The organism is Oceanobacillus halotolerans, assembly GCF_010993955.1.
In the GTDB taxonomy this organism is placed as follows: Bacteria; Bacillota; Bacilli; order Bacillales; family Amphibacillaceae; genus Oceanibacillus_A; species Oceanibacillus_A halotolerans.
In genome coordinates, this window is the sequence record NZ_WIXL01000001.1 from 413961 (window position 1) to 439161 (window position 25201).

Here is a 25201-nt window from a genome sequence, read left to right on the forward strand (position 1 = left end):
TCATTTTCCTTTAGTGTACTATAACGAAGCCACCTGTCAATCGGACATTACGCTTGAATTGCTTCTGTTAAACGTCTTTTCCAATCAAGGAATTCAGCTGATAGTAATAGTTCTTCACTTCGCGGCCTTGCAAAAGGGATTGTAAATGTTGCTTTAATAATAGCTGGATTTGCCGATAATATAATAATTTTATCAGATAAAAATAACGCCTCGTCGATATTGTGCGTAATAAATAACACAGATCGTTCGTATTCCTCCCAAATGGATAACAGCCATTTTTGCATATCCAGACGGGTAAATTCATCCAGTGCAGAAAATGGTTCATCTAACAACAGTAATGACTGTGGACTAAGCAATGCTCGGATAAACGCCGCACGCTGCTTCATCCCGCCAGACAGCTGGTTTGGATAGGCATGCACGACATCACCGAGTCCTGCTTTTTCAAGCATCATCATAGCTCTCTCTGTATCTTTTTCCCCTTGTAATTCTTGTCCTAAAAGTACGTTGTCCAACACCGTTCGCCATGGAAAAAGAGAAGACTGTTGTGGCATGTAACTAATATGACCAGTTTGATTGGTAATAACTTGATCATCTAGCACGATGTCACCATGATCTGGTTTGAGTAGTCCACCAATCAAGTGGAAAATCGTACTTTTCCCACTACCAGAGGGTCCAATCAGGGAAACAAATTCTCCCGCATTCACGGAAAAGGATATGTCATCAAGGACTTGTTTAGTATCAAATGACTTTGAAATGGTTTGGATCTCTAGTGTCATCCCTCTTCTCCTTTCTGTTGCCAACGGATGAGAAACTTTTCGAGTAATTGGATTACCCCGAAAAAGGTAAGACTAATGACCATAACAATGAAGATTGCGACAAATACACTCGCTGTTTTGTAAGATGACGTAGCTATTGTCATAAATACGCCGATCCCTTCCTGTGCGCCTAGCCATTCCGAGATAACGGCTGCCATCACACTATAGGTAGCAGCAATTTTTAATCCAGAAAATACGGATGGCAGTGCATTTGGCAGTTCCAATTTCCAAAATAGCTGTGATTTGGTTGCACCCATCATTTTCATATAATGGAACAATTCCCGATTCGTTTGTTGAAACCCACTTAAGGCGGATACGGCAATTGGGAAAAAGCATGCCAATGTAATAATGATGAATTTAGGTAAAGCACCGAACCCGAACCAAATAACTAACAAAGGTGCTAAAACGATAACTGGCATATTTTGCGACAAAATGAGAAATGGGTAAAACGTTTCACGCACCCGTGGCATAAGGTGCAAGATCGTTGCAATCACAAGTCCGACTGTTGTGCCAATAAGAAAACCAAAGACCGCTAATTGTAAGGTGGCAAAAAAGTGTGGCCAAAAGCGGTCCATCACATTTTGTGCCTCGATTACGATATCAGATGGTGCTGGGAGCAGCCACGTTTCAATCGAAAAAACCTGAGTTGCCAGTTGCCAAATGACTAGAAAGAGAAGAATGGCAACGAGCGGTCGCCATCCTTTTTGGATCAGTTTCTTCATTGGTATTTCTCCGTTAACGTATCCATTGTAATGCCTGCTGGCTGATACAAGATTTTTACCTGTGATATAACATTACTTGCTCCCATGGCAACCATTTTCTCATTCATTTGTTGGATCACAGTAAGAAGCTCCGACAAATCGCCTTCCATTGTTGTCTCCAGCGAATGTACTTCATAGGTAACCGATGCTGCATCAATTTCCGCAATTGCTTCATCGACAAAGTGATAGACATCGTTTGGGTTTTCAGTTTTCGGGATGATCTGCACACTAACTAATGCATTGGCCATGTTCCGACCTCCTTGTTTTCGACTTTTTTCCTAAGCTATTATCTAAAGACAGTTCTTTTTCAAATATGCATCTTACGGAATGGCTTTTTTCTAATAGATTGTTGCCTTCAGGTATAAAACGTCAAGCATATAAGATGTATTATGCGCAATAGTTTTAACATGTTTCCTTACAACAAAAGCACTTTTTCCCTATTCATTACTTGGTAAAAATTCATTGGTAAATGCTCGATCCACGTCTATTGGTTCTTCAATCAATTCATTTTCCACCATCCAGTCAGAGAAGTCTTCCCAACGATCCTGTTCCTGGATGCCCCATGATTCTGCATCATCTTGATAACGTGGAGAAAGCCATTCTTGACTATTTTTGACTAACTCAGGATCTAAATCAGGCTCTGCTTCGATTAAAATGGATGCAGCATCTTCTGGATTATCAATCGCATATTCATAACCTTTTGCTGCAGCATGAACGAACGCTTCAACGAGTTCTGGATCCTCATCTACCATTTCTTCATTCGTTGCTAGAATTGGTGTATAGTAATCTAGTTTTTCGGAAAAGTCAGCAAGATAGACCATATTTAAGTCAACTCCGCGTAACTCTGCCTCAATCCCAGTCCAGCCATAGTATACAAGCGAAAAGTCAACATCCCGTTCTACTGCTGTGAAAAAGTCGGTATCCCCAATCGTAATAAAGTCTACTTCGTTAATATCTGCACCATTTTGTTCCATGATTGTTCCCATCATTGCCTCTTCTAGATCACTACCATTTCCACCGTAAATGCGACCTTCGAAATCTGCTGGAGAAGTGAGTCCTTTGTCCACTGGAGAAGCATAGCCTGCTGTATTGTGCTGTAACACGGCCGCAACGGAAACGAGTGGTAATCCTTCTGCACGTGCCATTGTCAATCCTTCTTGATAGCTTATACCAAAGTCTGCATTGCCAGATGCGATTAATTGATTTGCACCAGCTTCACCAGGTAGCATGATTTCAACATCTAGTCCTTGTTCTTCAAAATATCCTTGTTCTTTGGCGACATAAATGCCAGTATGATTGGTATTTGGTGTCCAGTCCAACACAAATGATACAGGGGTTAGTTCATCATCCCCAGAATTCTCCGACGTTTCGGGTTCGTCCTCGCCACAAGCTGCCATGGTGAAGACAAGTAGTGTAAAGATCATTCCGTTAAAAAGTTTTCGCATAATAGTTCCTCCTTGTGATTATGAAAAAGTGTGGTGGTAAAGGCAGGAGGGACATAGATTTACGGCGGTGAAAAAGGCTGTTATGTATGAAAGCGTTGAGGATTTCTGACGCATTTCGCCTAAGAGATCTAGACCAATAAAAAATGCGCCAAAGGGAAGTCCTTTAGCGCATTGGATGCTTACATAAACATGATCCATGCCGAAAAATTGACGATGTTCCCTCCGCTGGTACCAACCAGATCAGGTTCTAAGGGTCCGCATCTAACGGATGCAATCTCAGCTAGCTATACTAGCTCCCCTACATGTGTATACATTTTTTGTAACGCGTTACAGAGATAGTATGCCATAGAATATGAGAATATGCAATGGGATTGATGTTAGTCATATAGAATTAGGTTTGAAGTCATATAATATCTATTCCCTGAGTACATCTTTTTCTATATACTTAGTATGTGCGTGTGTTACATTTTATGGATAGATTTGGAGGATGACAATGAAGGGGTTTATCTTTTTCTTTCTAGCAATTATTTTTCTATTATCCCCTTATGAAAAGGGATTATATTTTGATGAAGATTTTTATGGTATTCAAGTAATTTTATGTAGTCTGTTTATGATGCTCATGATTATCCTTATGGTGAAAAAGGAGATCGCCTCTTTAAAGCCAATTTGGTTCATGGCAATCATTCCATTTTGTTATGCCATTACACTATTCATCGCAGAAAATCCCTTAGGTGCTTGGCAATTGTTGTTGAGATGGACGAGCTATATAGCCTTCTTCTTTATGCTGTATTGGGTAGTACGAGAAGACTCGAAAATCCAGAGGCTACTCCCAGGCGTTTTTCAGCTGACAGGCGTATGGATGGCAATACATATGATGCTGAATCATTTTAATGGGCTCGATTTCCATGATGCGATTATCAATGAACGCTTTGCAGGGGTTTTTCAATATCCAAATACGTTTGGCATGATGATGAGTGTTTTCTATTTATTTTCGTTAATCATGCTCTTGAGACGGGACGAATCGATGAAGCACTACATCTTTTATAGTATTCCATTAGTGCTTTTCATGGTCAGTTTTATTGAATCGTATTCACGAGGGATGTATGTTGTTTTTCCAATCGCATGGCTAATTGGGCTCTGCTTCCTCAAACCATCCTTACAAGTGAAATATCTGTTATATACAGGAATTTCCGTTGTATTTGCGTTAATTAGCTCTGCTGCACTCCAAGCAGGAATAGCTGCTGTTGTACTTTTAATAGGATTGAGTAGTGTAATGGTTGCAATTATCTTGATTTTAGAGAAAAAACTATATACCAGAAAACGAGCGAATTTCCCTGATTTAATAGATAAAAAACAACTATATCGGTTTTTAGCACCTGTAGCTATTCTATTATTGTCCGTTCTATTAATATCCGATTTATCCTATAAAGGATTGGTCTATCAACAGCTGCCAGACACGATCCAAGAGCGGGTGTCCAGTATAAGTAGTAGTTCGACGGCTAGAGAACGTCTGTTATTTGCAGAAGATGCGTTAAACATGAGCCAAGACTCGCCAATTATCGGCTTTGGGGGACAGGCTTGGGGGTCGATGTATAAACAGTACCAGCAGCTCCCATACCAATCGAATAAAATACATAATGCATATTTAGAATTTATGATTGATATTGGGTGGGTTGGACTAATCATCGTGCTAACCGTTTTCAGTTTTCTATTTTATAGGATCTATCAAAACTATCGACAGGCTACGGAAAAAACGTCTTATATTGCAGTTATAGTGGCAATAGTAACCATTTTCATCCATAGCTTTATTGATTTTAACCTGGCATATGGAACAGTTTGGTTTGTTGTTTTTTGGCTATGTACGATGGGGTTAATGAAAAAACCCGTGAAACAGAAGCAGCAAAAGCAGGAAAAAGCGTCATATTATGAACAATTTGGGATGTATGCCTTTTCGATTTTAGTCGTTGTTTCCCTTATCTTTTCCTATCGTTTTATGGATGCAGATCAGGTGTTTACCAATGCAAAAAATTCTACCAATCTGCTAGAACGAAAAGAGCTACTTGTAGAAGCAGTATCCCAAAACCCTTATAATGTACAATATTTAGATTTGTTGAGTGATACATATGTCCGTTTAACAGCAGAAAATCAAGCGAGTGTTAAAGATGTTCGGGATACGGTGAACCAAATGATTGAACTAGAACCAAATAACTCCAGGACTTTGTACCGAGCAGGAGTCATGGTTGAAAGGCTGGGATTGACAGAAGAAGCATTGGATTACTATGATGAAGCACTCGATGTTGATCCATATGACACGAAAATTTACGAAACAATGATAACGTCTTCGGTAGATTTGGCAAGAGAGCGATTGGAGACAGGTGATCGGAGTGAGGCCGAAGAACTAATCACTCATGCTGTTAACACATATTCGGATTTAGAGGAGCAATATGAATCTTTTAAAAAGAATCCAATTGGAGAATATCATAACAGCCGCCAGTTCGAAATAACAGATCAAACGATAGAGAAAATGGAAGAGGCCCAGGAAGTTGATGGACTAGATTAAAAGACTCTTTTCGTATACTTTGATGTATTCTACTGCGCATAATCTATATTGTGCGCAGTAAAGTAGTGCTGTTGATTTCTGCTCCGGACAGTCGCTTTCACCATGGGCACAAGTGCGACATCTATTCAAACTCTCTTTGGTCGTTTTCACAGTGTCTTCTTTGCCGCGGACAACGCTTCAGCTTCCTCGGAAGCAAAAACCGCTTCCTGTGGGATCTTCAGCTGTTGTTTTTTCCGCAGGAGTCGACTGTCCTACGCCCCAATCAAGGCTTGAATTAGTCAGTAAATATAAAGTAGAAAAGCAAAAAGCACCATATAAGCGAAGGAAATACACCGAGACTCCTGTGGGAGCAGCGGCATAGGTAAGACCCCGCAGTGCGGTTAGCACGAGGAGGCTCACCAGCCACCCACGGAAAGCGAAGTGTATTTCCGTAGCGGTAGCAGGTAATGCAAGGGCTACTGCACATCATATATCTTATATGCAAGACGTTTTACCTGAAAGCAATATCTTTTAGAAAAAAATAGAATATACATGATACTGGAAAAAGCAGAAAAATAACCTAAAATTCTAAAATCTTGACATTTACACTGTATATATCTACCATTTTTATTATGAGACTTTAAGACTATGAAAATGGGAGGGTAGCAGCAAAAAAAAGGAAAAGATGCAGAAGGAGACGAATCAATGAAACAGTTCAATCTATCATTTCTAAGTGGGTTAACCGCATTTGTATTATTATTAATACCGATTTTTACGAACGTTACATTGGCAGGTGATGATCAGCCTGAAGATACAACAGATGGGAAAAGTGCACGAGATGATGTGTACGTGGCAAGCGTTCCAGATCAAGTTTATAATGCCGTAACAAATGAAATTTATAATAGTGTAACAGGGGACGTTTATTATTATTACGATTTTAATCGTGTCACAGCAGATATGTATTATGATGGTTCCAATGTAGTGGTAAATGATGTGAGACGTGCAAACTTTCCAACCAGTGTATTAGAGGGTCTTTCAGATGGAACAAATTTAATTTTCGATCACAATGATACCACATTATCCATCCCAGTAAATGCACTAGAATATGATAAAGGTGCTAACGATTTCGTTACTTTTTCAATTACGGAAGTATACCATTATCATTATTTTGATGCGCTAAGCAACGTCATTGATCTTAATATATACAATACTAATTGGCAAAGTAAAGTACAGCTAGGAGAACCAATCTCCATCACATTTCAAGTGAATCCAGATGAAGTCACAAATTGGGATAATCTAGTGCTTCGATACACACACCCTAGTGGAGAAGATATTAAATCCAAGCAACAAATCCGCAGCATCAATAAAGAAACAGGTCAGGTTGTTGCAGAGATTAATCATATGAATACATATGCAATCGATGAGGTAGAAGATAATCGAAGTGTAACAGACCGAGTTTATTATGAATTTAATACTGAAACGGACTTAGCAGAATATGAAGATGAAAATGGGGATATTTATGCAGAAAATGCAAACAGTGCCTATTTTGAAGAAGATGTTGTTGAAGGGTTAACTGACGGAAAATCCGTCACACTGACGAATGGAGAAATGAAATTATCAATTCCGACTAATGTCATAAAAGAGATCACCTCAGGTTATTCCAATGTTTGGGTGGGAATCGATAATGTTTCTTATTTTTATCCAAATGCTCTAAGTTCGGTTTTTGCATTTAATATTCTCCTGGATGAAATGAGTCCATACACCCGTAACTTTTCAGAACCAGTGGAAGTTACCTTTCAAGTGGACCCTGCAGAAGTCAGGAATTGGGATGATTTAGTCCTTCGTTATATAGATCAGGATGGCAATGCGAAAAATTATAAAAACCAATTTGAGAGTGTCAACAAGCAAACAGGTGAAGTGGTTGCGAATGTATACCACTTTAGTGAATATGGAATCTTCGAAGTGCCAGGAAGTGGGGCAGAAGAAAAAGATGATGCACCAGATAAGGCACCAGATTCAGAATCCAAACCAGATTCCAACACAGGATCTAATCCAGAATCAAACGAATCTGGCCAAGAAGATCCGCCAAGTGATAATGTGAAAATAGAGGAAAAAGGGGTCACAGGCCATGTTTATTTTGATCAACAAAATATAGAGGAATATAAGGATCTAAATGGTGATATTTCCGTTCAGGACGCTAACATTGTAACCTTTTTAAAAAGTGCCCTGGATACCTATGAGGATGGTAAAACGATATCCCTTTCCAAGGACGATGTGACGCTTCGTATTCCTTCAAACGAGCTAAAAGAAATTGGAGCTGGTCACGCACGATTAGACGTAATGTTAGAAAATGTGACGGATAAACATGATGGTGCTTTGAGTTCTGTTTTTGATTTCGGTATCTACTTGGATTTAACCGAAAAATATGAAGAGGATTTCGCAGAGTCATTTGAAGCAACGTTCTATGTCGACCCATCAAACGTAAATAATTGGGACAACCTCGTTCTACGGTATATTGATGATGCTGCCAATATTATTGATTATCCAGACCATATCATTAGTGTCAATAAAGAAACAGGAGAAGTTGTGGCGAAAATCAGCCATTTTAGTACGTATGGTATTTATGAAGTATCGGGGAATGATGTTGCAGCAGCTTCTACAGAGAATGATGGAGAGATACTTCCGAACACAGCCACAAACCTATATAATTACTTATTAATAGGTGCCGTGTTGTTGCTAGCAGGACTTGTCATTCTCTTGATAAAAGGAAGAAAGGCAACGAAAGCATAAAGAATGTAAGAAATATAGCAGAGGAACGTTTACCTAAACGGAGTTCCTTTGCTATTTTTTTATAGAGTGTGGGAAGGGAGAGTCAAGGCAGGTTGGTAAGGAGAAGAGGACGGGATCAATTGGATTTCAGTATTATGCTTCTTCTCATTAAAGAAAACAGTGCTAGCATGAAGAACTATCCAAGGGTGCTTTTTCTTGATAGTCGCTTTCGGTATAATGTAAAATAACCTGGCATATAGCATGGACATACATAAATGACATAACATTTTCGAAATATATAGAAGAAGCGTTCTACTGAAATGTGTTTTGAATGAATGAAGTATCCGCTCATTAAGTAAGCTATGGGTTAGAGCTTATTTAATACGAATAATAGGAGAATTTTTTATGACTAATTATACTGATGTGATCATTGCGTTTTTCATTGCGCTTTTATCTGCTTATTTATTAACATATCCTATTAAAAAATTGGCTTTTATATTAAAGGTTGTGGATATACCGAACCATCGAAAAATACACAAAAAAATAACACCGAGGCTAGGCGGATTAAGTATTTTCCTTGGTGTTCTATTAGGATTGATCTATTTACGTCCGAGCCACCCACACTTATTAGAGATTATATTAGGTGCGATCGTTATTGTGATTACAGGTGGGTTAGATGATCGATTTGGGCTTAGGCCAGTTGTGAAGCTAAGTGGCCAATTAATTGCAGCATCTTTTTTAATTTCTTCCGGTCTTGTTATTGAACGGATTACATTACCACTTATCGGAGTCGTGGATTTAGGCTTTGTTAGTGTACTCATAACAGTCATCTGGATTGTCGGAATCACAAATGCTATTAACCTAATCGATGGCTTGGACGGGTTAGCAGCAGGGGTCACTACGATTGCATTAACTAGTATGTTGATCATGGCAATCATCGACTCGCAGCTATTGCCAGCCTACCTTTGTATTCTCTTGATAGGTGCAAATCTCGGCTTTTTATATCATAACTTTTACCCCGCCAAAATTTACATGGGGGATACTGGGTCTAATTTTCTTGGGTATATGATTGCTGTTGTGTCCATTCTTGGTTTGTTTAAAAATATCGCTTTGTTCGGCTTTATCATTCCAGTTATCGTCTTGGCCGTTCCAATTTTTGATACGTTATTTGCGATCGTTAGAAGAGCATATAATAAAGAAAATATTATGATGGCGGACAACAAACACGTCCATTACCAGTTAATTGAGGCTGGTTATAGCCACCGAAAAACTGTTCTTATCATTTATGCATTTAGCGTCTTGTTCGGTGCGATGGCGATCATGTTCTCTAACGCCAGTATGATGACTTCCATCATTGTAACATTTCTTGTAATTGGCTTATTACACATTTTCGCTGAACTAGCAGGGATTGTCCTCGGCGGTAAACGTCCTGTCATTCATACGATGCGAAAGTGGTTTCATAAATTTAAACGCCAACGAGGGTAGGTGCCTGTCACTCTCCGAGTTTTGTCTATTTTTGTCGGATAAAAGGCAGTATGTAAATGGATGGAATTTCTGTGCTGTTATTTTTGTTAATTAGGCAGAACTCATGCGGGATATGCTTGAACTTGTGCAGCGAGCACCCAAACTCGTTCGAGACCCACTCAACTCGTGCAGCGAGCACCCAAACTCGTGCGGGAACCCGCTCAACTCGTGCAGCGAGCACCCAAACTCGTGCAAGAACCCACTTAACTCGTGCGACAAACACCCAAACTCATGCGAGAACGCACACAACTCGTGCACAATCCACTCAAACTCGTGCAACGCGCACTCAAACACGGGCGGCAAGCACCCGAACTCGCGCAATAAACCATCCAACCCAACCCAACCCTCATCTCCCCAAAAAAACCACCCAACCCATCTCATCCCCTCTAAAACCCCTATTATGTGACATTACCTCACATCTTCACAGAGCCTTTACAATTACTCCATATAACGGAAACATTTACCGCCAAAAAACGTGAGAATTATCACGGGTTCAGCATCTAATTCCCAATATGCTAGACATAGATCAATAAAAAATAATTTATCTAACCAAAAGGGAGGAAAGTAAGAGAAAGATGAACAGTACTAAATTTGTTGTTGGTTTTGTTCTTGCTTTTGGAGTGGCTAGTGGAACCTGCTGAATAAGGTTCCCTAACTGGAAAACGGAAAGGGGACCGACTACCCCTTTCTTTTTCCAAACATCTTAGGAGGTGTCTGGAATGAAAAAGAACCTATCCAATCAGTCAGCAATTATAATGGTTATCGCTGCAGTGATTTTAGTTGGGACAATCTTTGTTCCTTGGTGGGGTATGAAATTTTACGCACCACAATATCCAGAAGGGCTTGATATTATTGTTCATCCAACTGGGTTAGAGGGTGATATAGATGTTGTTAATGGCTTAAATCATTACATTGGCATGACACCATTTAGTAATGATACATTCCCAGAACTACCATATATACGCTACATTGTGATTGCAATCAGTGTCTTAATAGTAGTCGGTGCAGTTTTGCGGAATAAAAAGTTTCTCTACGGCTTAATCGGAATATTTGCAGTCAGTGGTGCTGTTGGTATTTATGACATGCATCGTTGGTTAAGAAAATTCGGCACAGAATTAGATCCTAATGCTCCTATTGAATTAGAACCATTTGTACCACCAATGATTGGGGAAAATACGATCGCAAACTTTGTGACCAATAGCTATTTCACCTATGGCGCGTTCATGTTAGCAGCAGTTCTAATACTACTTGTTATTCCATTATGGAAGGACAGAGCCAAATGAAACAGGTGATGGGGAGTCTATTGTTTTCCTTTGTCTTTTTGGTCGCATCACCAATTGTTCAAGCGGAAGAGGAGTCACCTCAACAGTTAATTGATAATACAGCCGAAAATGAAACCCTTAAACTGGAAGGGAAAACATGCGATTTTTTGTCTCGCTTGGTGAGGGGAAAGTAGATGATGAAAAATAAAGGAAAAACTAATCTCGTTTCTTTGTGGGATGACCGTAATCAGTCGATACAAGCCTATTCAAAAGGGATGCTACAACGTCTTGGACTTGGTGTCATACTATTTTACGATTTTATAATATTATTTTAGAGGAGCCAACGGGTAGTCTCAACCCAACAGACGGAAGGAAATGCTTGCGATTATTCGTTCCTTAACAGGAAAAACCACCTTGATGGCATCACGTCAGTATTAGTTAAAAAGAACTGAATTTCTCTATAAACCAATGATATGAGAAACTATATTAGGACCAACTAGTTGATTTAGAAATAGACATTCATATTTAATAAAGAAGCAGGTGCTGTGTCGATGCAGTACCTGTTTTTTGGATAGGTTTGATTAGGATTATTTAAAGTCGTTTAAGGGGGAGATCTTGAATTCATGCAAGGAAAGGTCCAACTCATGCGCCGCACTTCAAAAGTCGTGCGAGAAGCAGCCAAACTCATGCGAGGAGCACATAAACTCATGCGAGAAGCAGCCAAACTCATGCAGCACACCTCCAAAGTCATGCGAGAACCACCTCAACTCGTGCGACTAGTATCCTTAAGTTACAACACACTCATCAACTTATAAGAAACTTAGCCTTATTTAATACTATCCCATGCCTAACACTCCCTCAAAAACCCCCAAAAACGTGACACACCCTCACATCTTCACAACACCGTTACAAATAAACCAAATACCAGAAATATTTCACAATATTTTCGTGATATAACTCACATTAATCACCACTCCTCCAGCACTATGCTAGATACATGCAATATTAACGATCTAATTAAAAGGGAGGAAAGAAAGATGAAGATGAACAGCATTATATTTGTAGTTGGTTTTGTTCTTGCTTTTGGAGTGGGCTACTTGTTCTTTGATAGTGGAAGCCCTGCTGATACAACTGATTCAGCCTCCACTGCCGAAGAAGCCTCTACCGAAACAGAAGCAGAAGCAACAGAGGAATCAGCTGACACGGATGAAGCCGCCGATGCAAACGAAGAAGGAGCATCAGAAGAAACGGAAGCGATTTCACAGGTTCCAGATGAAGCCGAGGCGTTAAGTCGAAATGGTTGTTTATCTTGTCATGCTGTTGAGTCAATTGGAGCTGAAGGGGGAACAACAGGACCAGATCTTTCCCAAGCTTATAACGAAGTAGAAGGAAAACATGGTAAATCACTTGATAAGTTTTTGCAAGAACCAACATCAGCCGTTATGTCAACAGTAGTAGCTGATAACCCATTAGAAGAGGAAGAGCGTGAACAAATTCTTGAAGCACTAAAACAAGCAGCAGAAAATTAATCTAGGGGGTGCCAAACAATGAATACAAAACGAATTATGTCAGGTATTATAGGAGTTTTAGCGGGATTATTAGTTGCAATGATTGTCTTTACTGATTTTAACCAAACCGAGACTGTCTCATCCGCAGATAATAAAACAAATGCGGAAAAAGTATATGTGGCTCCTGGTGAGCAGGATGATTATTATATGATGGCTTCTGGGGGACATTCAGGTCAATTATTTGTCTATGGTTTACCTTCCATGCGTTTAATCCGACAAGTCCCAGTATTTAGTCCAGACCCAGCAACAGGTTATGGATTTGACAAGAAATCAAAGGAAATGCTCAATGGGTACAAATGGGGAGACTTCCACCATCCAGCCATTTCTGAAACAGAAGGAGAATATGATGGTCGTGCACTTTTTGCCTCAGATGTAGGGAATAACCGTGCAGCTTATGTTGATTTGGAAACATTCCATACAACCGATATTCTAGAAATTCCGAATATCTCAGGTCCTCACTGTGCCGCTTTTGTAACACCAAATTCGGAGTACTTTTTCTTACCAACTCGATTTAGTGTTCCATTAGGTGATGAATATGTCGGATTAGATGATTTTAGTGAAGAGTATAAAGGTGTCATGTCTGCGGTTAAACCAGACTTTGAGAATAATTCATTAGAGATTGCCTATCAAGTAATGTTACCACCATGGTCTTATGATCTATCCGATGCAGGTAAAGGACAATCAAATGGCTGGGGCTTTCTATCTACTTATAACACAGAGGAAGCAACGACAACATTAGAAATAAACGCATCTCAAAATGACAGAGACTATATTGTTATGTTTAATTGGGAGCAAATTTCAAAAGAAGTAGAAGAAGGAAATTATGAAGAAGTGAATGGTGTTAAAATGTTTGATCCACTGGAGCACCCTGGATCTGTATACTTAGTTCCAGCTCCTAAATCACCTCACGGGGTTGATGTAACACCAGATGGAGATCACTTCATCGCAAGTGGAAAATTATCGCCAACGACAACGATGTTTAGTGTTGAAAAAGCACTTGAAGCTATCGAAAATGAAGATTTCCAAGGGGAAGCACAAGGATTACCTATTCTAACCTATGAAAGTGTTGTCGATAAAGAAGTGGAAGTTGGATTAGGGCCACTACACACCCAATTTGATGATAAAGGAAATGCTTACACAACATTATTCATTGATTCACAAGTCGTTAAATGGGATCTAGAGTCTGGCAAAGTAATCGATAAAGAGGAAGTATCTTACTCTCCAGGTCACCTTACTGCTGTTGAAGGAGATACTGCAGCACCAGGTGGAGATTGGCTCGTTTCATTAAATAAAATTGCAAAAGACCATTATCTTTCTGTTGGACCATCTCACCCAGAAAGCATGGACTTAATTGACATAAGTGGTGAAACGATTGAAGTAGTAGGATCTGCACCATCACAACCAGAACCACACTATGCGCAAATTATTAACGCAGATAAAATTAATACAACAGAAGTATACGATAAAGACGAAGACCGAGAAAATGCTGTTTGGGATCAAGCGGATACACGAATTGAGCGTGATGGAGACGAGGTACATGTTTATGGTATAGCGATGCGCTCCCGATTTATCTTTGATGCAGATTCTGATCGACCAGATACTGTAACAGTCAAAGAAGGAGATACCGTCCATTTCCATATTACCAACACTGATAGAGACGAAGATATCACACATGGTATGGGAATTAATGGCTATAACGAAAACTTTGAAATTCAGCCTGGTGAAACGAAAACACTGACAATTGAAGCAGATAAATCTGGTAGCTACCCAATTTATTGTACGAATTTCTGTTCTGCACTTCACCAAGAAATGACCGGATACTTACTAGTTGAACCAAAATAAAAAATAGAAAGATAAACCTGATAGATGTTGAAGGGTGTTGCCCTATAAGTGGCTGCACCTTTCTTCAAAATCTTCTAATAAGCTCTTAAATAATTGGAGTGGGTGGTTATATGGGACAAATTAATATAAAAGGGGTAATTTGGCTATTTATTTCCGGAATATGTTTTGTGGTATCAATCTTTTTTCCATGGTGGGCACTACGTTTAGTAGCACCACAGTATAAAGAAGGATTATATATTTGGGTATACCCATATAAAATGGACGGGGAAATCGATATTATTAATTCACTGAACCATTATATTGGCATGAAAGAATTCAGTGAAGCATCATTTCCTGAATTGGACTATCTTCCTTATATTATAGGAGGAATAGCGTTCATAACCATTATCATTGCTCTCATCCGGAATCGAACAGCTTTAATGATTTGGACTGGAGTAGTATTGGTTTTAGCAATGCTTGGCGTTTATGACATATATCGTTGGTTGCGTACATTTGGAACCAACTTAGATCCAAGTGCACCGATTAACATTGATCCATTTATTCCACCAATAGTTGGAACGAACCAACTTGCAAACTTTGAAACCTTTTCATTTTTTTCGTATGGAGCAGTTCTCTGTACAATCGCCATTATTATATTACTAATCGTATTATGGAAAGGAAAAGAACGCCATGTTTAAACGACTAATGGGTATCACATTGATTTGTTTCATTGGGTTAATAATGGATCCCTTAATCATGAAGGCAGAACCCACTATTTCATTAAATGAACTAATAAAGGAAGCGTCTGTTGGAGATGTCATCCAGCTAAAAAACCAAGTGTATGAAGGGGATGTCGTCATTGATAAGTCAATTGTATTAAAAGGTGCTGAAAATACGGTTATTAAAGGCACAGGAACAGGCGATGTCATCACCATCAATCATGACGGAATCACATTAGAAAATATAACAATAAGAGAAAGTGGAATGATATTAGACCATGATTACGCGGGGATTAAAATTCTTTCTGATCATAATCGAATAAAGGACATCACAATCGAACAAACACTGCATGGTATCTATCTAGAGGAAAGTAACCATAATGAATTAATTGGGAACGCCATTGTCGGAAATCAATCAGTAAATCAATCCCGTCGTGGAAATGGTATTCATTTATTCCATTCCTCAGATAACCTTATTCAAGATAATTCTATTCACGATACGAGAGATGGAATATACTTCTCATTTGCTGAAAATAACGAGATTACAGGAAATCATATTTTTAACAATCGTTACGGACTTCATTATATGTATTCAGATCATAATGATTTTTACCAAAATGAATTCTATGAAAATACTGGTGGTGCAGCCATTATGTATTCAGAAGATATTACGTTAAAGGAAAATATATTTTACGATCATCATGGATTACAGTCTTTTGGCATTCTGCTACAAACGGCAGACAATATTGAACTGGAAAACAATTCTATTCATTTTAATCAAAAAGGAATTTTCATGGATCAGTCTAAGGGAAATACGTTAAAAAACAATCAAATTATCAATAATCGGATTGGGCTCGATATATGGGCTAGTTCAAAGGAAAATGTCTTAACAGGTAATCAAATTCTCCAAAATAATCTTCCCTATAGTTCAAATGGTGGCAAAGATGCGAATCAATGGAGTGATCAAGGTATTGGAAATGCGTGGTCTGATTATACAATAGTGGATCTCGATCAAGATGGAATCGGGGATGATACCTATACCTATCAATCTTCTTATGGAAAAGTACTAGCAGAACAGCCACTTGGTGCACTATTTTTAGATAGTCCTGCACTAGCACTTTACGAAAAGTCACATAAGTTTTTTGGTTCAGAAGAAGGGAAAGTCGAGGATTTCTTTCCAATCAACCAAAGTACTTCGATATCCTCCATTCCATATATAGTATTGGTTGTACTTTTAATAGGAATGTTTTTATGGAAGCTTCAGAAGCGTTGGAAAACAACTTGAAGGGAGGCAGTAAAATGGTGCAAATAATAAAAGAGTGGAAAGAGCTTTACAGAAGTTCTTTGTTGTTATTAACAGCTGGACTTGTTGTCCTAACGGCATGGTTTGTCTTGTTCCAATACAATGAAATGAATGTGCCTGTCACATTTCGAACAGGTTTAATTCCTATATTTCAAACATCGATCTATTTTCTGCCTCTCTTAGCGACTTTTTATGGTGCCTTTTCGATGGCATTAGAAAAGAATCAAGGTACATTGCCGATTTTGGTTGCACGAGGACTTCCGATTCAAAAGTTTGTATTAAAAAAGTTTCTTGCTCTCATTTCTGTATTCATACCAACCATCACATTGGCATATCTGATTGCGATGATCCCAGCAAAAATGGTATTTAATGGATTAAATATTCAAGAATTTGCGGTATTTTTACTTTCGATGATCATACTTGCCACCATTTTTATTGCTATTGGTGTTTTACTCGGATCTGTTATTCATCAAAAGCTAACGTTAATTGGATTTATTGTAGGACTATGGCTAGGACTTATTTATTTATTTGATCTTATCCTAATGTATTGGGTGCCATCTGTTTCGTTAGATGGCGTACTTGGATTCTCTATCGTTTATTTTCTCTCACCAATTCATGCGGTTCAATATTTCTTGTTTGTCCAATTAAATGTATATCAATTGTCTAATTTGAGTGTGATTTACGAGCAATTTACCTTTCAAAATCCGTGGGTCGTGTTGTTATCCAATACGGTCATATGGATTGGAGCTGCAATGATTGGTTCTATTGTTGGACTGAAACGAAAGGGTGTCTTCCATGATTAAAGTAGTTGATACAACACAGAAATATCGATTCCAAGTTATTTATGAGCAAGCGAATTTTGCAATTGAAAAAGGAGAACGTGTTGCAATTATAGGTAAAAATGGTGCAGGAAAGACAACGTTGCTACATAATATTGTAGGATTAAATCGGCCAAAAAAAGGGATGATTACCATCAATGGAAAAGAAGTTCATCGTCCTGCAGCTTGGAGTGGAAAACTTTCCTATTTACCTGAGAAATTTCAGTTATATACGCAACTATCTGTAGAAGAAAATGTCCAATATGTTGCGGATACATTAAAACTTCCAAAGCATGAAGTGGAACATGTGCTGAGACATACCAATATGTGGGAACATAAAGCGAAACAGATGAACCAACTATCCAAAGGGATGCGCCAACGAGTGGGGTTAAGTGTTGCTCTTTTAGGAAAACCGGAGTGGCTTATTTTAGATGAACCAACTTCAGGACTTGATCCATTTGGTCGAATGGACGTTTTACAGTTAATGAAAAAAATGGGGACAGCTGACCGGACGCTTTTATTTACGACCCACCACATGAACGAAGTAAAGGAACTCGCAACAGCCGTATTATTTATGCATGACAAACAGATAAGCAAAATGGCGGTAGAAGATTTTTTTGCACAATATGAAGGGAGTTTTTTTGAATGAAAAAATGGATAATGCTTGGGTTTCTGTTAGTTGGTTTTGGACTCTCAGGATGCGCACAAGCCACAGAGGAAAAAGAAGATCAAGAAGAAAAGGTAGAAGAAAAATCTGAAGTTGTAGAAAAGCTTTCAGAGGAGGATCTTACCTCAGAAACGGTTGTAGCACAAATAGGGGATTATGACATAACTGGAGAAGATGTGTTATACGAAATGAAACGATTAGAAGTAATTGCCTTTTTAGGAGGTTATGGCAATGAGGAAGAGGAAATATCCCCAAATGTTGCAATACAGGAGTTAATCCGAAATCAAATGATCCATGAAATTGCCGAAGAGGAAGGCGTTAAAGCTGATGAGTCTGAACAAGAGGAACGGGCTGCGTCTGTTCGTCAAGATGTAGAGTCGTACGAAGAATATGAGCAGATAATGGACGGAATTGATGTAGAAGAATTTTGGTCTAGGGAACAAAACCGTTATGAGGTCATTATTGAAGCTGAACAACTAATTGTAAGGCTCATGGAAAATGTTGAAGAGGAGCATCCAGACTATGATGAACGAGCACTACGATTTGATGCACAGGAGAATTTGGAAGAATTAATCCAGGAAAGATTAGTAGATGTGGAGGTTGATTTGGTTAGTATGAATGACTAGATTTGTTGGGTAGGATTTTTTCCTCTGGTCAAATTCTTGTTAGGAGCACATAAGTCGTGCGAGGAACAAATAAAGTCGTGCGGGAAACACGCAAATTCGTGCAGCCTACAGCTCAACTCGTGCGAGAAGCTGTCGAAATCGTGCAGATAAACTAATAAACTCGTACAACAATTCAATATAATTTAGACTTTCCCACAACATATCCACGCATTTATTCACATCCTTTCTAAAAATGTGGATAAATGCTATGGATATTTAGATTCTAATCTGTGGATAATGTGGATAAATCTGTTGATAGTTGATAAATTAATGGATTGATTGTTGTCGGTGATGTGGATGACTTGCTAGATTTATAAACAAGTCTGTTGATAAATGACGAAACGAGCATTTTTTTAGAGAAAGTTGACTATTAATTAGCCTTTATTATAAAGGAAAAAGCTTCGTGCCTATTTAAAATGATATCCTTGTTTGGCTGAATTATTGGGCATGATGACTGAACCTAAGGCCACGACAACCGAATCCTTGTCCATAACGACTGAACCTCAGGCAAAAAACAACCGAACCTCCAGCCTAGCGACTAAACATCTCGCCAGAACCCCACATAATAACCGAAGCTCATCCACAGCGCTCGTATTCTCCCGCGAACCCTCATGAATATGTTATAATAGTCCTAATAACACAACCAAATCAAGGAGCAATTCCTGAAGAGGTGAAATGATGGCGTTAAATTATACAAATTCGGTTCCCCTTCATTTGCAATTGAAAAATGAATTGGAACAGAAGATATATGAGGGGATTTATATTGGAAAAATCCCGAGTGAACGGGAGCTGATGGATGAGTATTATGTTAGTCGTAGTACGGTCCGACAAAGTATTGATCAGTTAGTTCGAGAAGGTGTATTAGAGAAAAAGCGTGGGAAAGGAACATTTGTGGCGTTAAAGCCAATTGATGACTGGCTTGGGAGCCTAAGCAGTACCACAGAGACAATTGAGCGGATGGGAATGGATCCTGGCGCGAGATTAATAGAGTCCAAGATTGTTACATTGAGTAACCATTTGCGTGAGATTACAGGTTTAGCGGAAGCCTACTATATTAAGCGGGTTCGGTATGCCAATCATATTCCAATTGGGATTGAGACAAATTATTATCCTGTGGAAATTGGTCTAAAACTAGCAAACTATGATTTGAATAAAGAATCATTGTATGAATTACTAGAAAGGCAATTAGATGTGAATACATATGCGGCAGATCAAATTATTAAATCGGCTCACTTAACGAAAGAAGATGGGGCATTATTGAATATCCCGATCCGTTCCAGTATGTTGAATGCGGAGCGGAAATTAGTGGATGTGAACGGGGATTTTGTTGAATTTGAAAATGCATATTACCGTTCAGATATGTATTCGTTTAAAATAAAATTATCACGAAATCAAATGTAAGCGTTAATCCAGTTTTGGCACAAGCAAGGTGTGCTGAAACTGGGTTTTTTGGAATGACTGAACCCCAGCCAGAAATCCTCCCTCCACAACCTATTCTATTAATCTACTCTTATCAGAATATTCACTGGTACGGACATTATGACAATGTTGAGAATATCCTTTATTTTCGGTATGATGGTAAACTAGTACGAATACTCGCTGATTTTTCAATATTTTTTACCAACACAGCGAACCAAATCAAGAACGAAAACTGGAGGGATTCGTTGCTGTATTCGAGGAGAAGTTCCTATTATACACTAGATTATTTCTGATAGTCTAACTAACGGAAAATGTTACATATATAAAATAAATCGGATCAGAAATAAAGGAGAATCTACAAAGGTCATGAGTTGGTATTTAAGTTATATCGTTATTTATTTTGTCATTATGTTTGCAATGGGATTTTATTATTTTTTCAAGGTGAAAACCTATGATGACTATTTAATCGGAAGTTGGGATACAGGATTTTGGCGCATTACGGGAACCATCATTAGTACGTGGTGTGGTGCCGCGGTATTTATTGGTTGGGTCGGAATGGGCTTTACTGTTGGACTTTCTGGATTTTTCAAATTTGCTCTACCAGGAATTCTATTATCACTATTATTGATCGTTGCTTTTGCTGGTCCATTACGGAGACAGCGCCTTTACACGTTAGCTGACTTATTTGGTGAGCGGTTTGGCGGCAGAGCAGGGATCATTCCATCCGTTTTATCCGCATTTATCTATTCTGTTCCAACACTAGCTTTACAAATGGTTGGAATGTCTACTATTTTCCAAATCACATTAGGAATTGAACCAAATGTTGGGATTGCGTTATCCTTTGCCTTAATTTTAGGGTTCACAATTTTAGGTGGATTGCCAGCGACAATACTAACCGACGCGATTCAGTCGATTATCGTTATTATTGGAATCATCATCCTATTTATCGCAAGTATTGTGTATGCTGGTGGATTTCAAGATACCATCGCCAACACACCAATTGAATATTTAAGTCCACTTGGTCCAGATGGATTAGGGGAAATTTTATTATATGCATTGTCTGTTGCACCATTTTACATGGTATGGCAATCGACATGGCAACGTATTTTTGCCTCAGAAAGTGAAGCAGTGGCGAAAAAAGCAGGGATTACTGGCTTTCTTATTGCTGGTGCGATTTCCTTTTTACCATTTTCGATTGGGGTCATTGCGCGTCAGTATGTGCCATTAGACATGGATCCTGACTTACTATTTTCTTATGTAACGGCTGAGTTATTGCCACCTGCTGTTGGGGGAATTGTCTTTATTGGACTACTAGCAGCATTAATGACGGGTGCGACATCCTTTATCTTACAAGGAAGCTCGAATTTAACACGTGACTTGTATCAGCGCTTAATGAAGCCAAATGCGAGCAATAAGGAAATGATGAAAACAGCACGGATCACGGTTGTCATTATTTCGTTATTAGGGTTATTAGTATCGTATTTTGTGACAGATATTGCCACTGCCTATCAGTGGGCATTACGCTTATCTGCAACTGTTTTAGTATTCCCATTCTTGGCGGTTATGTTTTGGAAACGAACAACAAAAGCAGGGATTGTTGGCAGCATGGGGTTAGCACTTATTGCGACATTGGGTTGGCCATATTTAGGCATTGCCCTTGACCATACGGTATTTGGGTTCCTCGTTTCGATTATCAGCTTGGTTGTGATTAGTCTCATGACACAACACGATAATACCGAGCAAGTACGCGCAGTTTATTGGGAAGACTTAGATTCAGCAGATCCTACTAATCAATAATATGCAAAAACAGAAAGAAGGAGTAGAACGATGGAAACGATCGATGTTCTCATCAAGAATGCGAATATCCTAACACTTGATGAGACAAACACAAGAGCACGTTCGGTAGCGGTAGCAGATGGGAAAATTGTAAATGTTTGGGAAGAGGCAGAACCATCAGTTAAGGTTACACCAGACACAAAGGTGATCGATTTAGAGGGGAAAACACTGATCCCAGGCTTTATCGATACCCATAACCATTTATTGATGTATGCGCAATTTCGTAAACAAGCGGATTGTAGTTCATCCCTTGCGGGTGATATTCCGACTGTTTTACAACAATTAAAAGCATTAGCGGAAAATACCCCACAAGACGAATGGGTGATGGGATGGGGGTATGATGACACCTTACTTGCAGAAAAGCGACACCCAACTCGAGATGAATTAGACTCTGTTGTTCCAGATCATCCTGTATTTTTGCGACATACATCGGTTCACTTTGCAGTGGCGAATACAAAGGCATTGGAGCTTGCTGGGTTAACGGATGATACCCCTGATCCAAAAGGGGGTCACTTTGGCCGTGACGAAAACGGAAAGCTGAATGGTGTATTGCATGAGCTCCCAGCATTAGCACCTGTTCAGGCAAAAATTCCTGATCCATCTATTGATGAATTAGCTGCCTGGATTGGCGAAGCAACGGAAGACTTTTTAGCAGAAGGGATTACCACAAGCTCTGATGCTGGAGTGGGTCTCGACCAAGGGATTGCCGAATATGAAGCACATATCAGGTCAGTTGCTAATGGACACAATCCACTGCGAATGCGATATATGGTCTTGCATCACTTATTACAGGAAGGTGCACCATTTGCAGGGTATACAAGAGAACAATTAGATGACGAAATTAAAGCACGTACCGATCACAAAGCAGTTCTGGACAGTGCCAAGCATTTTCAGGATGGCTCTATTCAAGGGATGACAGGCGCATTGCGAAAACCGTATTACAATGATAAAGCGGTTTATGGGGAGCTCCTGAATGATCAGGACGCTTTTAATGATGAAGTGCTTGACCTCCATCGCCGAGGATTCCGCGTGACGATTCATGGCAATGGTGACAACGCAATTGGCTCGATTTTAGATGCATATGAAAATGCGTTAGAGATTGCTCCACGTGCGGATCATCGTCATCGTATTGAGCATGTCCAAACGGCAACAGATGAGGATTTGGATCGGATGAAGCGGTTGGATGTGGCAGGGTCTTTTTTCATTAATCATGTGTATTATTGGGGGGACAGACATAAGAATATCTTCCTTGGACCAGAACGAGCTGTAAGAATTAATCCGTTAAAAGAGGCATCAGATCGTGATTTACTGTACACTTTGCATTCTGATTGTCCAATCACACCCATTTCACCGTTATTTTCCATTTGGGCTGCCGTTAATCGGGTGACGCGTGATGGCGAAGTGCTTGGTGCAGATCAATGCATTAGTGTGGAAAAAGCGTTACGCACAATGACGATTGATGGTGCTCGTTTGAATTTTCAAGAGGATGAAGTGGGAAGCATTGAAGTTGGCAAGTTAGCTGATTTTGCCGTGCTTGATGCAGACCCAACAGCTATTGATCCGATGAAAATTAAAGATATCAACGTTAGTGCGACATTTATAAATGGGGAGCTCATTTTTTGGAATGGTGCAAGTGATACGTTAGCAGAAAGTGGGAATGCTACGTGATTCAACAGGATAGATTAAAAAAACGAATGCTGGAAATGGCAGAGATCGGCAAAACCCCTAATGGTGGTGTTACACGTCTAGCATTGTCGGAGGAAAATAGACAAGGCAGAGAATTATTGATGCAATGGATGAAAGAGATTGGACTAGCGGTTCGTTATGATGATTTTGGTAATATCATTGGCCGCTTGGAAGGGTCGGACCCAGATGCAGCAGTTGTCATGGCAGGCTCGCACATTGACTCTGTTCCTAAAGGTGGAAAATTTGATGGGGTCCTCGGTGTGCTTGGTGCACTAGAAGTCGTGGAGACGATTCGTGGACAAGGCATCGACCATCGAAACCCAATTGAAGTGGTTGCTTTTACGAATGAAGAAGGTGCTCGCTTCACTCCACAAATGCTCGGAAGTGGTGCGGTCACAGGAGAATTTTCCAAAGCGTATACCTATGCACGCACAGATTGGGATGGGTTTCGTTTTGAAGAGGAATTACAGAAAATCGGTTTTGTTGGAGCGGAAGAAAACAGACCGAAAAATGTCGAAACCTTTATTGAGATGCATATTGAACAAGGGCCTACCTTAGAAGTAAACGACGAAACGGTAGGTGTTGTCACTGGTATTGCTGGTTTTACATGGCTGGAAGTGACAGTCCATGGAGATTCCAATCATTCTGGTACAACCCCAATGTCTTACCGGAAGGACTCACTTGTGACAGCTTCAGGCGTGATTCGTGCACTATCCGATTGGGCGAATGGGAAGCCAGATGGCGTGGTTGCAACCGTTGGGAAAATTAAAACGAGCCCGGACATTATCAATGCTGTTCCTGGTGAGACAACATTTACCATCGATATTCGTTGTCCGGATGAAGACCAATTTGATGCTTACTTTGCGGAAGTGCATGAACTGATTCGTCGTGTTGTGAGTGAAGATGAGCTGACCTGTACGATTGATGAAATTAAGACACATCCCCCTGTTGTCTTTTCCGAACGCGTAGTTGGGACGATTGATGAGGTATGTCGTGATTTAGAAGTGTCGTATCGAAGCATGGCAAGCGGTGCTGGCCATGATGCCATGTATATGCATAACATCGCAGACACTGCCATGATCTTTGTTCCAAGTATTAATGGAAAAAGCCATTGTGAAGAGGAAGAAACACGCTGGGAGGATATTGAACAAGGCGTTAATGTGTTGTATGAAGCAATTGTGCGTTTGAGCCAGTAGAATGGAAGGGAATCACGTGGTTGAGAGAGTTGGCCGCGTGATTTTTTTGATTGGTAGGTGAGTTGAGTGTGGCTTGGTGCTGAGGTCGTGCGGGATAGTGGGAAAGTCATGCGAGATAAGGTTGAAGTCGTGCATGAAGGTGCTAGACTCGTGCAAGGGTGCTGAAAACTCATGCAAGGATGCACCAATCTCGTGCGAGAACAGCACAAACTCATGCAGCATGCGCTCAAACTCGTGCACCAACGGCATAAAGTCATGCCAGGACGAGATAAACTCATGCAACAAAGGGACAAACTCGTGCGAAGACATGTTAAACTCATGCAATGGTGCTGAGTTGCTGAGTAAATGTAGCAATTCCAATACGTGTAAGGACTGGTATTTTGTCCTA

At 39.6% G+C, this 25201-nt stretch carries 21 protein-coding genes and 1 riboswitch; of the genes, 17 read left to right on the forward strand and 4 right to left on the reverse strand.

The features are described from left to right. Positions 1-47: 47 nt before the first annotated feature. From GHC26_RS01870 to GHC26_RS01885, 4 genes are all read right to left on the reverse strand, one after another. Complete coding sequence (locus tag GHC26_RS01870) at positions 48-776, reverse strand: ABC transporter ATP-binding protein (protein ID WP_163969541.1); 729 nt, start codon at positions 774-776, stop codon at positions 48-50. Next, positions 773-1537, reverse strand: a complete 765-nt coding sequence (locus tag GHC26_RS01875) for an ABC transporter permease (protein ID WP_163969542.1) — start codon at positions 1535-1537, stop codon at positions 773-775. Before GHC26_RS01875 ends, GHC26_RS01870 begins: the two co-directional genes overlap by 4 nt. Beyond that, positions 1534-1824, reverse strand: coding sequence for a thiamine-binding protein (locus GHC26_RS01880; protein ID WP_163969543.1), 291 nt, complete (start codon positions 1822-1824; stop codon positions 1534-1536). Before GHC26_RS01880 ends, GHC26_RS01875 begins: the two co-directional genes overlap by 4 nt. A gap of 189 nt (positions 1825-2013) precedes the next feature. Further along, complete coding sequence (locus tag GHC26_RS01885; RefSeq protein WP_163969544.1) at positions 2014-3021, reverse strand: ABC transporter substrate-binding protein; 1008 nt, start codon at positions 3019-3021, stop codon at positions 2014-2016. Positions 3022-3221: 200 nt separating this feature from the next. Beyond that, positions 3222-3331, reverse strand: a riboswitch (TPP riboswitch). A 183-nt stretch (positions 3332-3514) separates the two neighbouring features. Between GHC26_RS01885 and GHC26_RS01890 the strand changes: the two genes are divergently transcribed. The 17 genes from GHC26_RS01890 to GHC26_RS01970 all read left to right on the forward strand — a co-directional run bounded on the left by GHC26_RS01890 (position 3515) and on the right by GHC26_RS01970 (position 24813). Beyond that, complete coding sequence (locus GHC26_RS01890; protein ID WP_163969545.1) at positions 3515-5581, forward strand: O-antigen ligase family protein; 2067 nt, start codon at positions 3515-3517, stop codon at positions 5579-5581. Positions 5582-6265: 684 nt separating this feature from the next. Further along, complete coding sequence (locus GHC26_RS01895) at positions 6266-8350, forward strand: LPXTG cell wall anchor domain-containing protein (protein WP_163969546.1); 2085 nt, start codon at positions 6266-6268, stop codon at positions 8348-8350. Positions 8351-8734: 384 nt separating this feature from the next. Further along, positions 8735-9814 (forward strand): glycosyltransferase family 4 protein, encoded by a 1080-nt coding sequence (locus tag GHC26_RS01900; protein WP_163969547.1) that lies wholly within the window; start codon positions 8735-8737, stop codon positions 9812-9814. A gap of 758 nt (positions 9815-10572) precedes the next feature. Next, positions 10573-11136 carry a hypothetical protein gene (locus GHC26_RS01905; protein ID WP_163969548.1) on the forward strand — a complete coding sequence of 188 codons (564 nt, stop codon included), beginning with the start codon at positions 10573-10575 and terminating at the stop codon, positions 11134-11136. After that, entirely contained in the window at positions 11133-11309 is a 177-nt protein-coding gene (locus tag GHC26_RS01910; RefSeq protein WP_163969549.1) for a hypothetical protein, read from the forward strand. Before GHC26_RS01905 ends, GHC26_RS01910 begins: the two co-directional genes overlap by 4 nt. Then, a complete protein-coding gene (locus GHC26_RS01915; protein WP_163969550.1) occupies positions 11310-11450 on the forward strand; it encodes a hypothetical protein in 141 nt (46 codons plus the stop codon). A 702-nt stretch (positions 11451-12152) separates the two neighbouring features. Then, positions 12153-12644, forward strand: coding sequence for a cytochrome C (locus GHC26_RS01920; RefSeq protein WP_163969551.1), 492 nt, complete (start codon positions 12153-12155; stop codon positions 12642-12644). 18 nt (positions 12645-12662) lie between these two features. After that, on the forward strand, positions 12663-14525 hold the full coding sequence (nosZ, locus tag GHC26_RS01925; protein WP_163969552.1) for a Sec-dependent nitrous-oxide reductase: 1863 nt from the start codon (positions 12663-12665) through the stop codon (positions 14523-14525). A gap of 110 nt (positions 14526-14635) precedes the next feature. Then, complete coding sequence (locus tag GHC26_RS01930; protein ID WP_163969553.1) at positions 14636-15202, forward strand: hypothetical protein; 567 nt, start codon at positions 14636-14638, stop codon at positions 15200-15202. Further along, positions 15195-16508: a nitrous oxide reductase family maturation protein NosD gene (nosD, locus tag GHC26_RS01935; RefSeq protein WP_163969554.1), complete on the forward strand. Its 1314-nt coding sequence runs from the start codon at positions 15195-15197 to the stop codon at positions 16506-16508. The genes GHC26_RS01930 and nosD overlap by 8 nt, the downstream gene beginning before the upstream one ends. Positions 16509-16522: 14 nt before the next feature. Next, on the forward strand, positions 16523-17329 hold the full coding sequence (locus tag GHC26_RS01940) for an ABC transporter permease (RefSeq protein ID WP_163969555.1): 807 nt from the start codon (positions 16523-16525) through the stop codon (positions 17327-17329). Further along, positions 17322-17993: an ABC transporter ATP-binding protein gene (locus GHC26_RS01945; protein WP_163969556.1), complete on the forward strand. Its 672-nt coding sequence runs from the start codon at positions 17322-17324 to the stop codon at positions 17991-17993. The genes GHC26_RS01940 and GHC26_RS01945 overlap by 8 nt, the downstream gene beginning before the upstream one ends. Beyond that, positions 17990-18637 (forward strand): hypothetical protein, encoded by a 648-nt coding sequence (locus GHC26_RS01950; RefSeq protein ID WP_163969557.1) that lies wholly within the window; start codon positions 17990-17992, stop codon positions 18635-18637. Before GHC26_RS01945 ends, GHC26_RS01950 begins: the two co-directional genes overlap by 4 nt. A gap of 717 nt (positions 18638-19354) precedes the next feature. Further along, on the forward strand, positions 19355-20077 hold the full coding sequence (locus GHC26_RS01955; protein ID WP_205599187.1) for a GntR family transcriptional regulator: 723 nt from the start codon (positions 19355-19357) through the stop codon (positions 20075-20077). 384 nt (positions 20078-20461) lie between these two features. Next, positions 20462-21892, forward strand: a complete 1431-nt coding sequence (locus GHC26_RS01960; protein ID WP_163969559.1) for a sodium:solute symporter family protein — start codon at positions 20462-20464, stop codon at positions 21890-21892. A gap of 30 nt (positions 21893-21922) precedes the next feature. Then, positions 21923-23599 carry an amidohydrolase gene (locus tag GHC26_RS01965; protein WP_163969560.1) on the forward strand — a complete coding sequence of 559 codons (1677 nt, stop codon included), beginning with the start codon at positions 21923-21925 and terminating at the stop codon, positions 23597-23599. Next, on the forward strand, positions 23596-24813 hold the full coding sequence (locus tag GHC26_RS01970; protein ID WP_163969561.1) for a Zn-dependent hydrolase: 1218 nt from the start codon (positions 23596-23598) through the stop codon (positions 24811-24813). Before GHC26_RS01965 ends, GHC26_RS01970 begins: the two co-directional genes overlap by 4 nt. Positions 24814-25201: the final 388 nt, after the last annotated feature.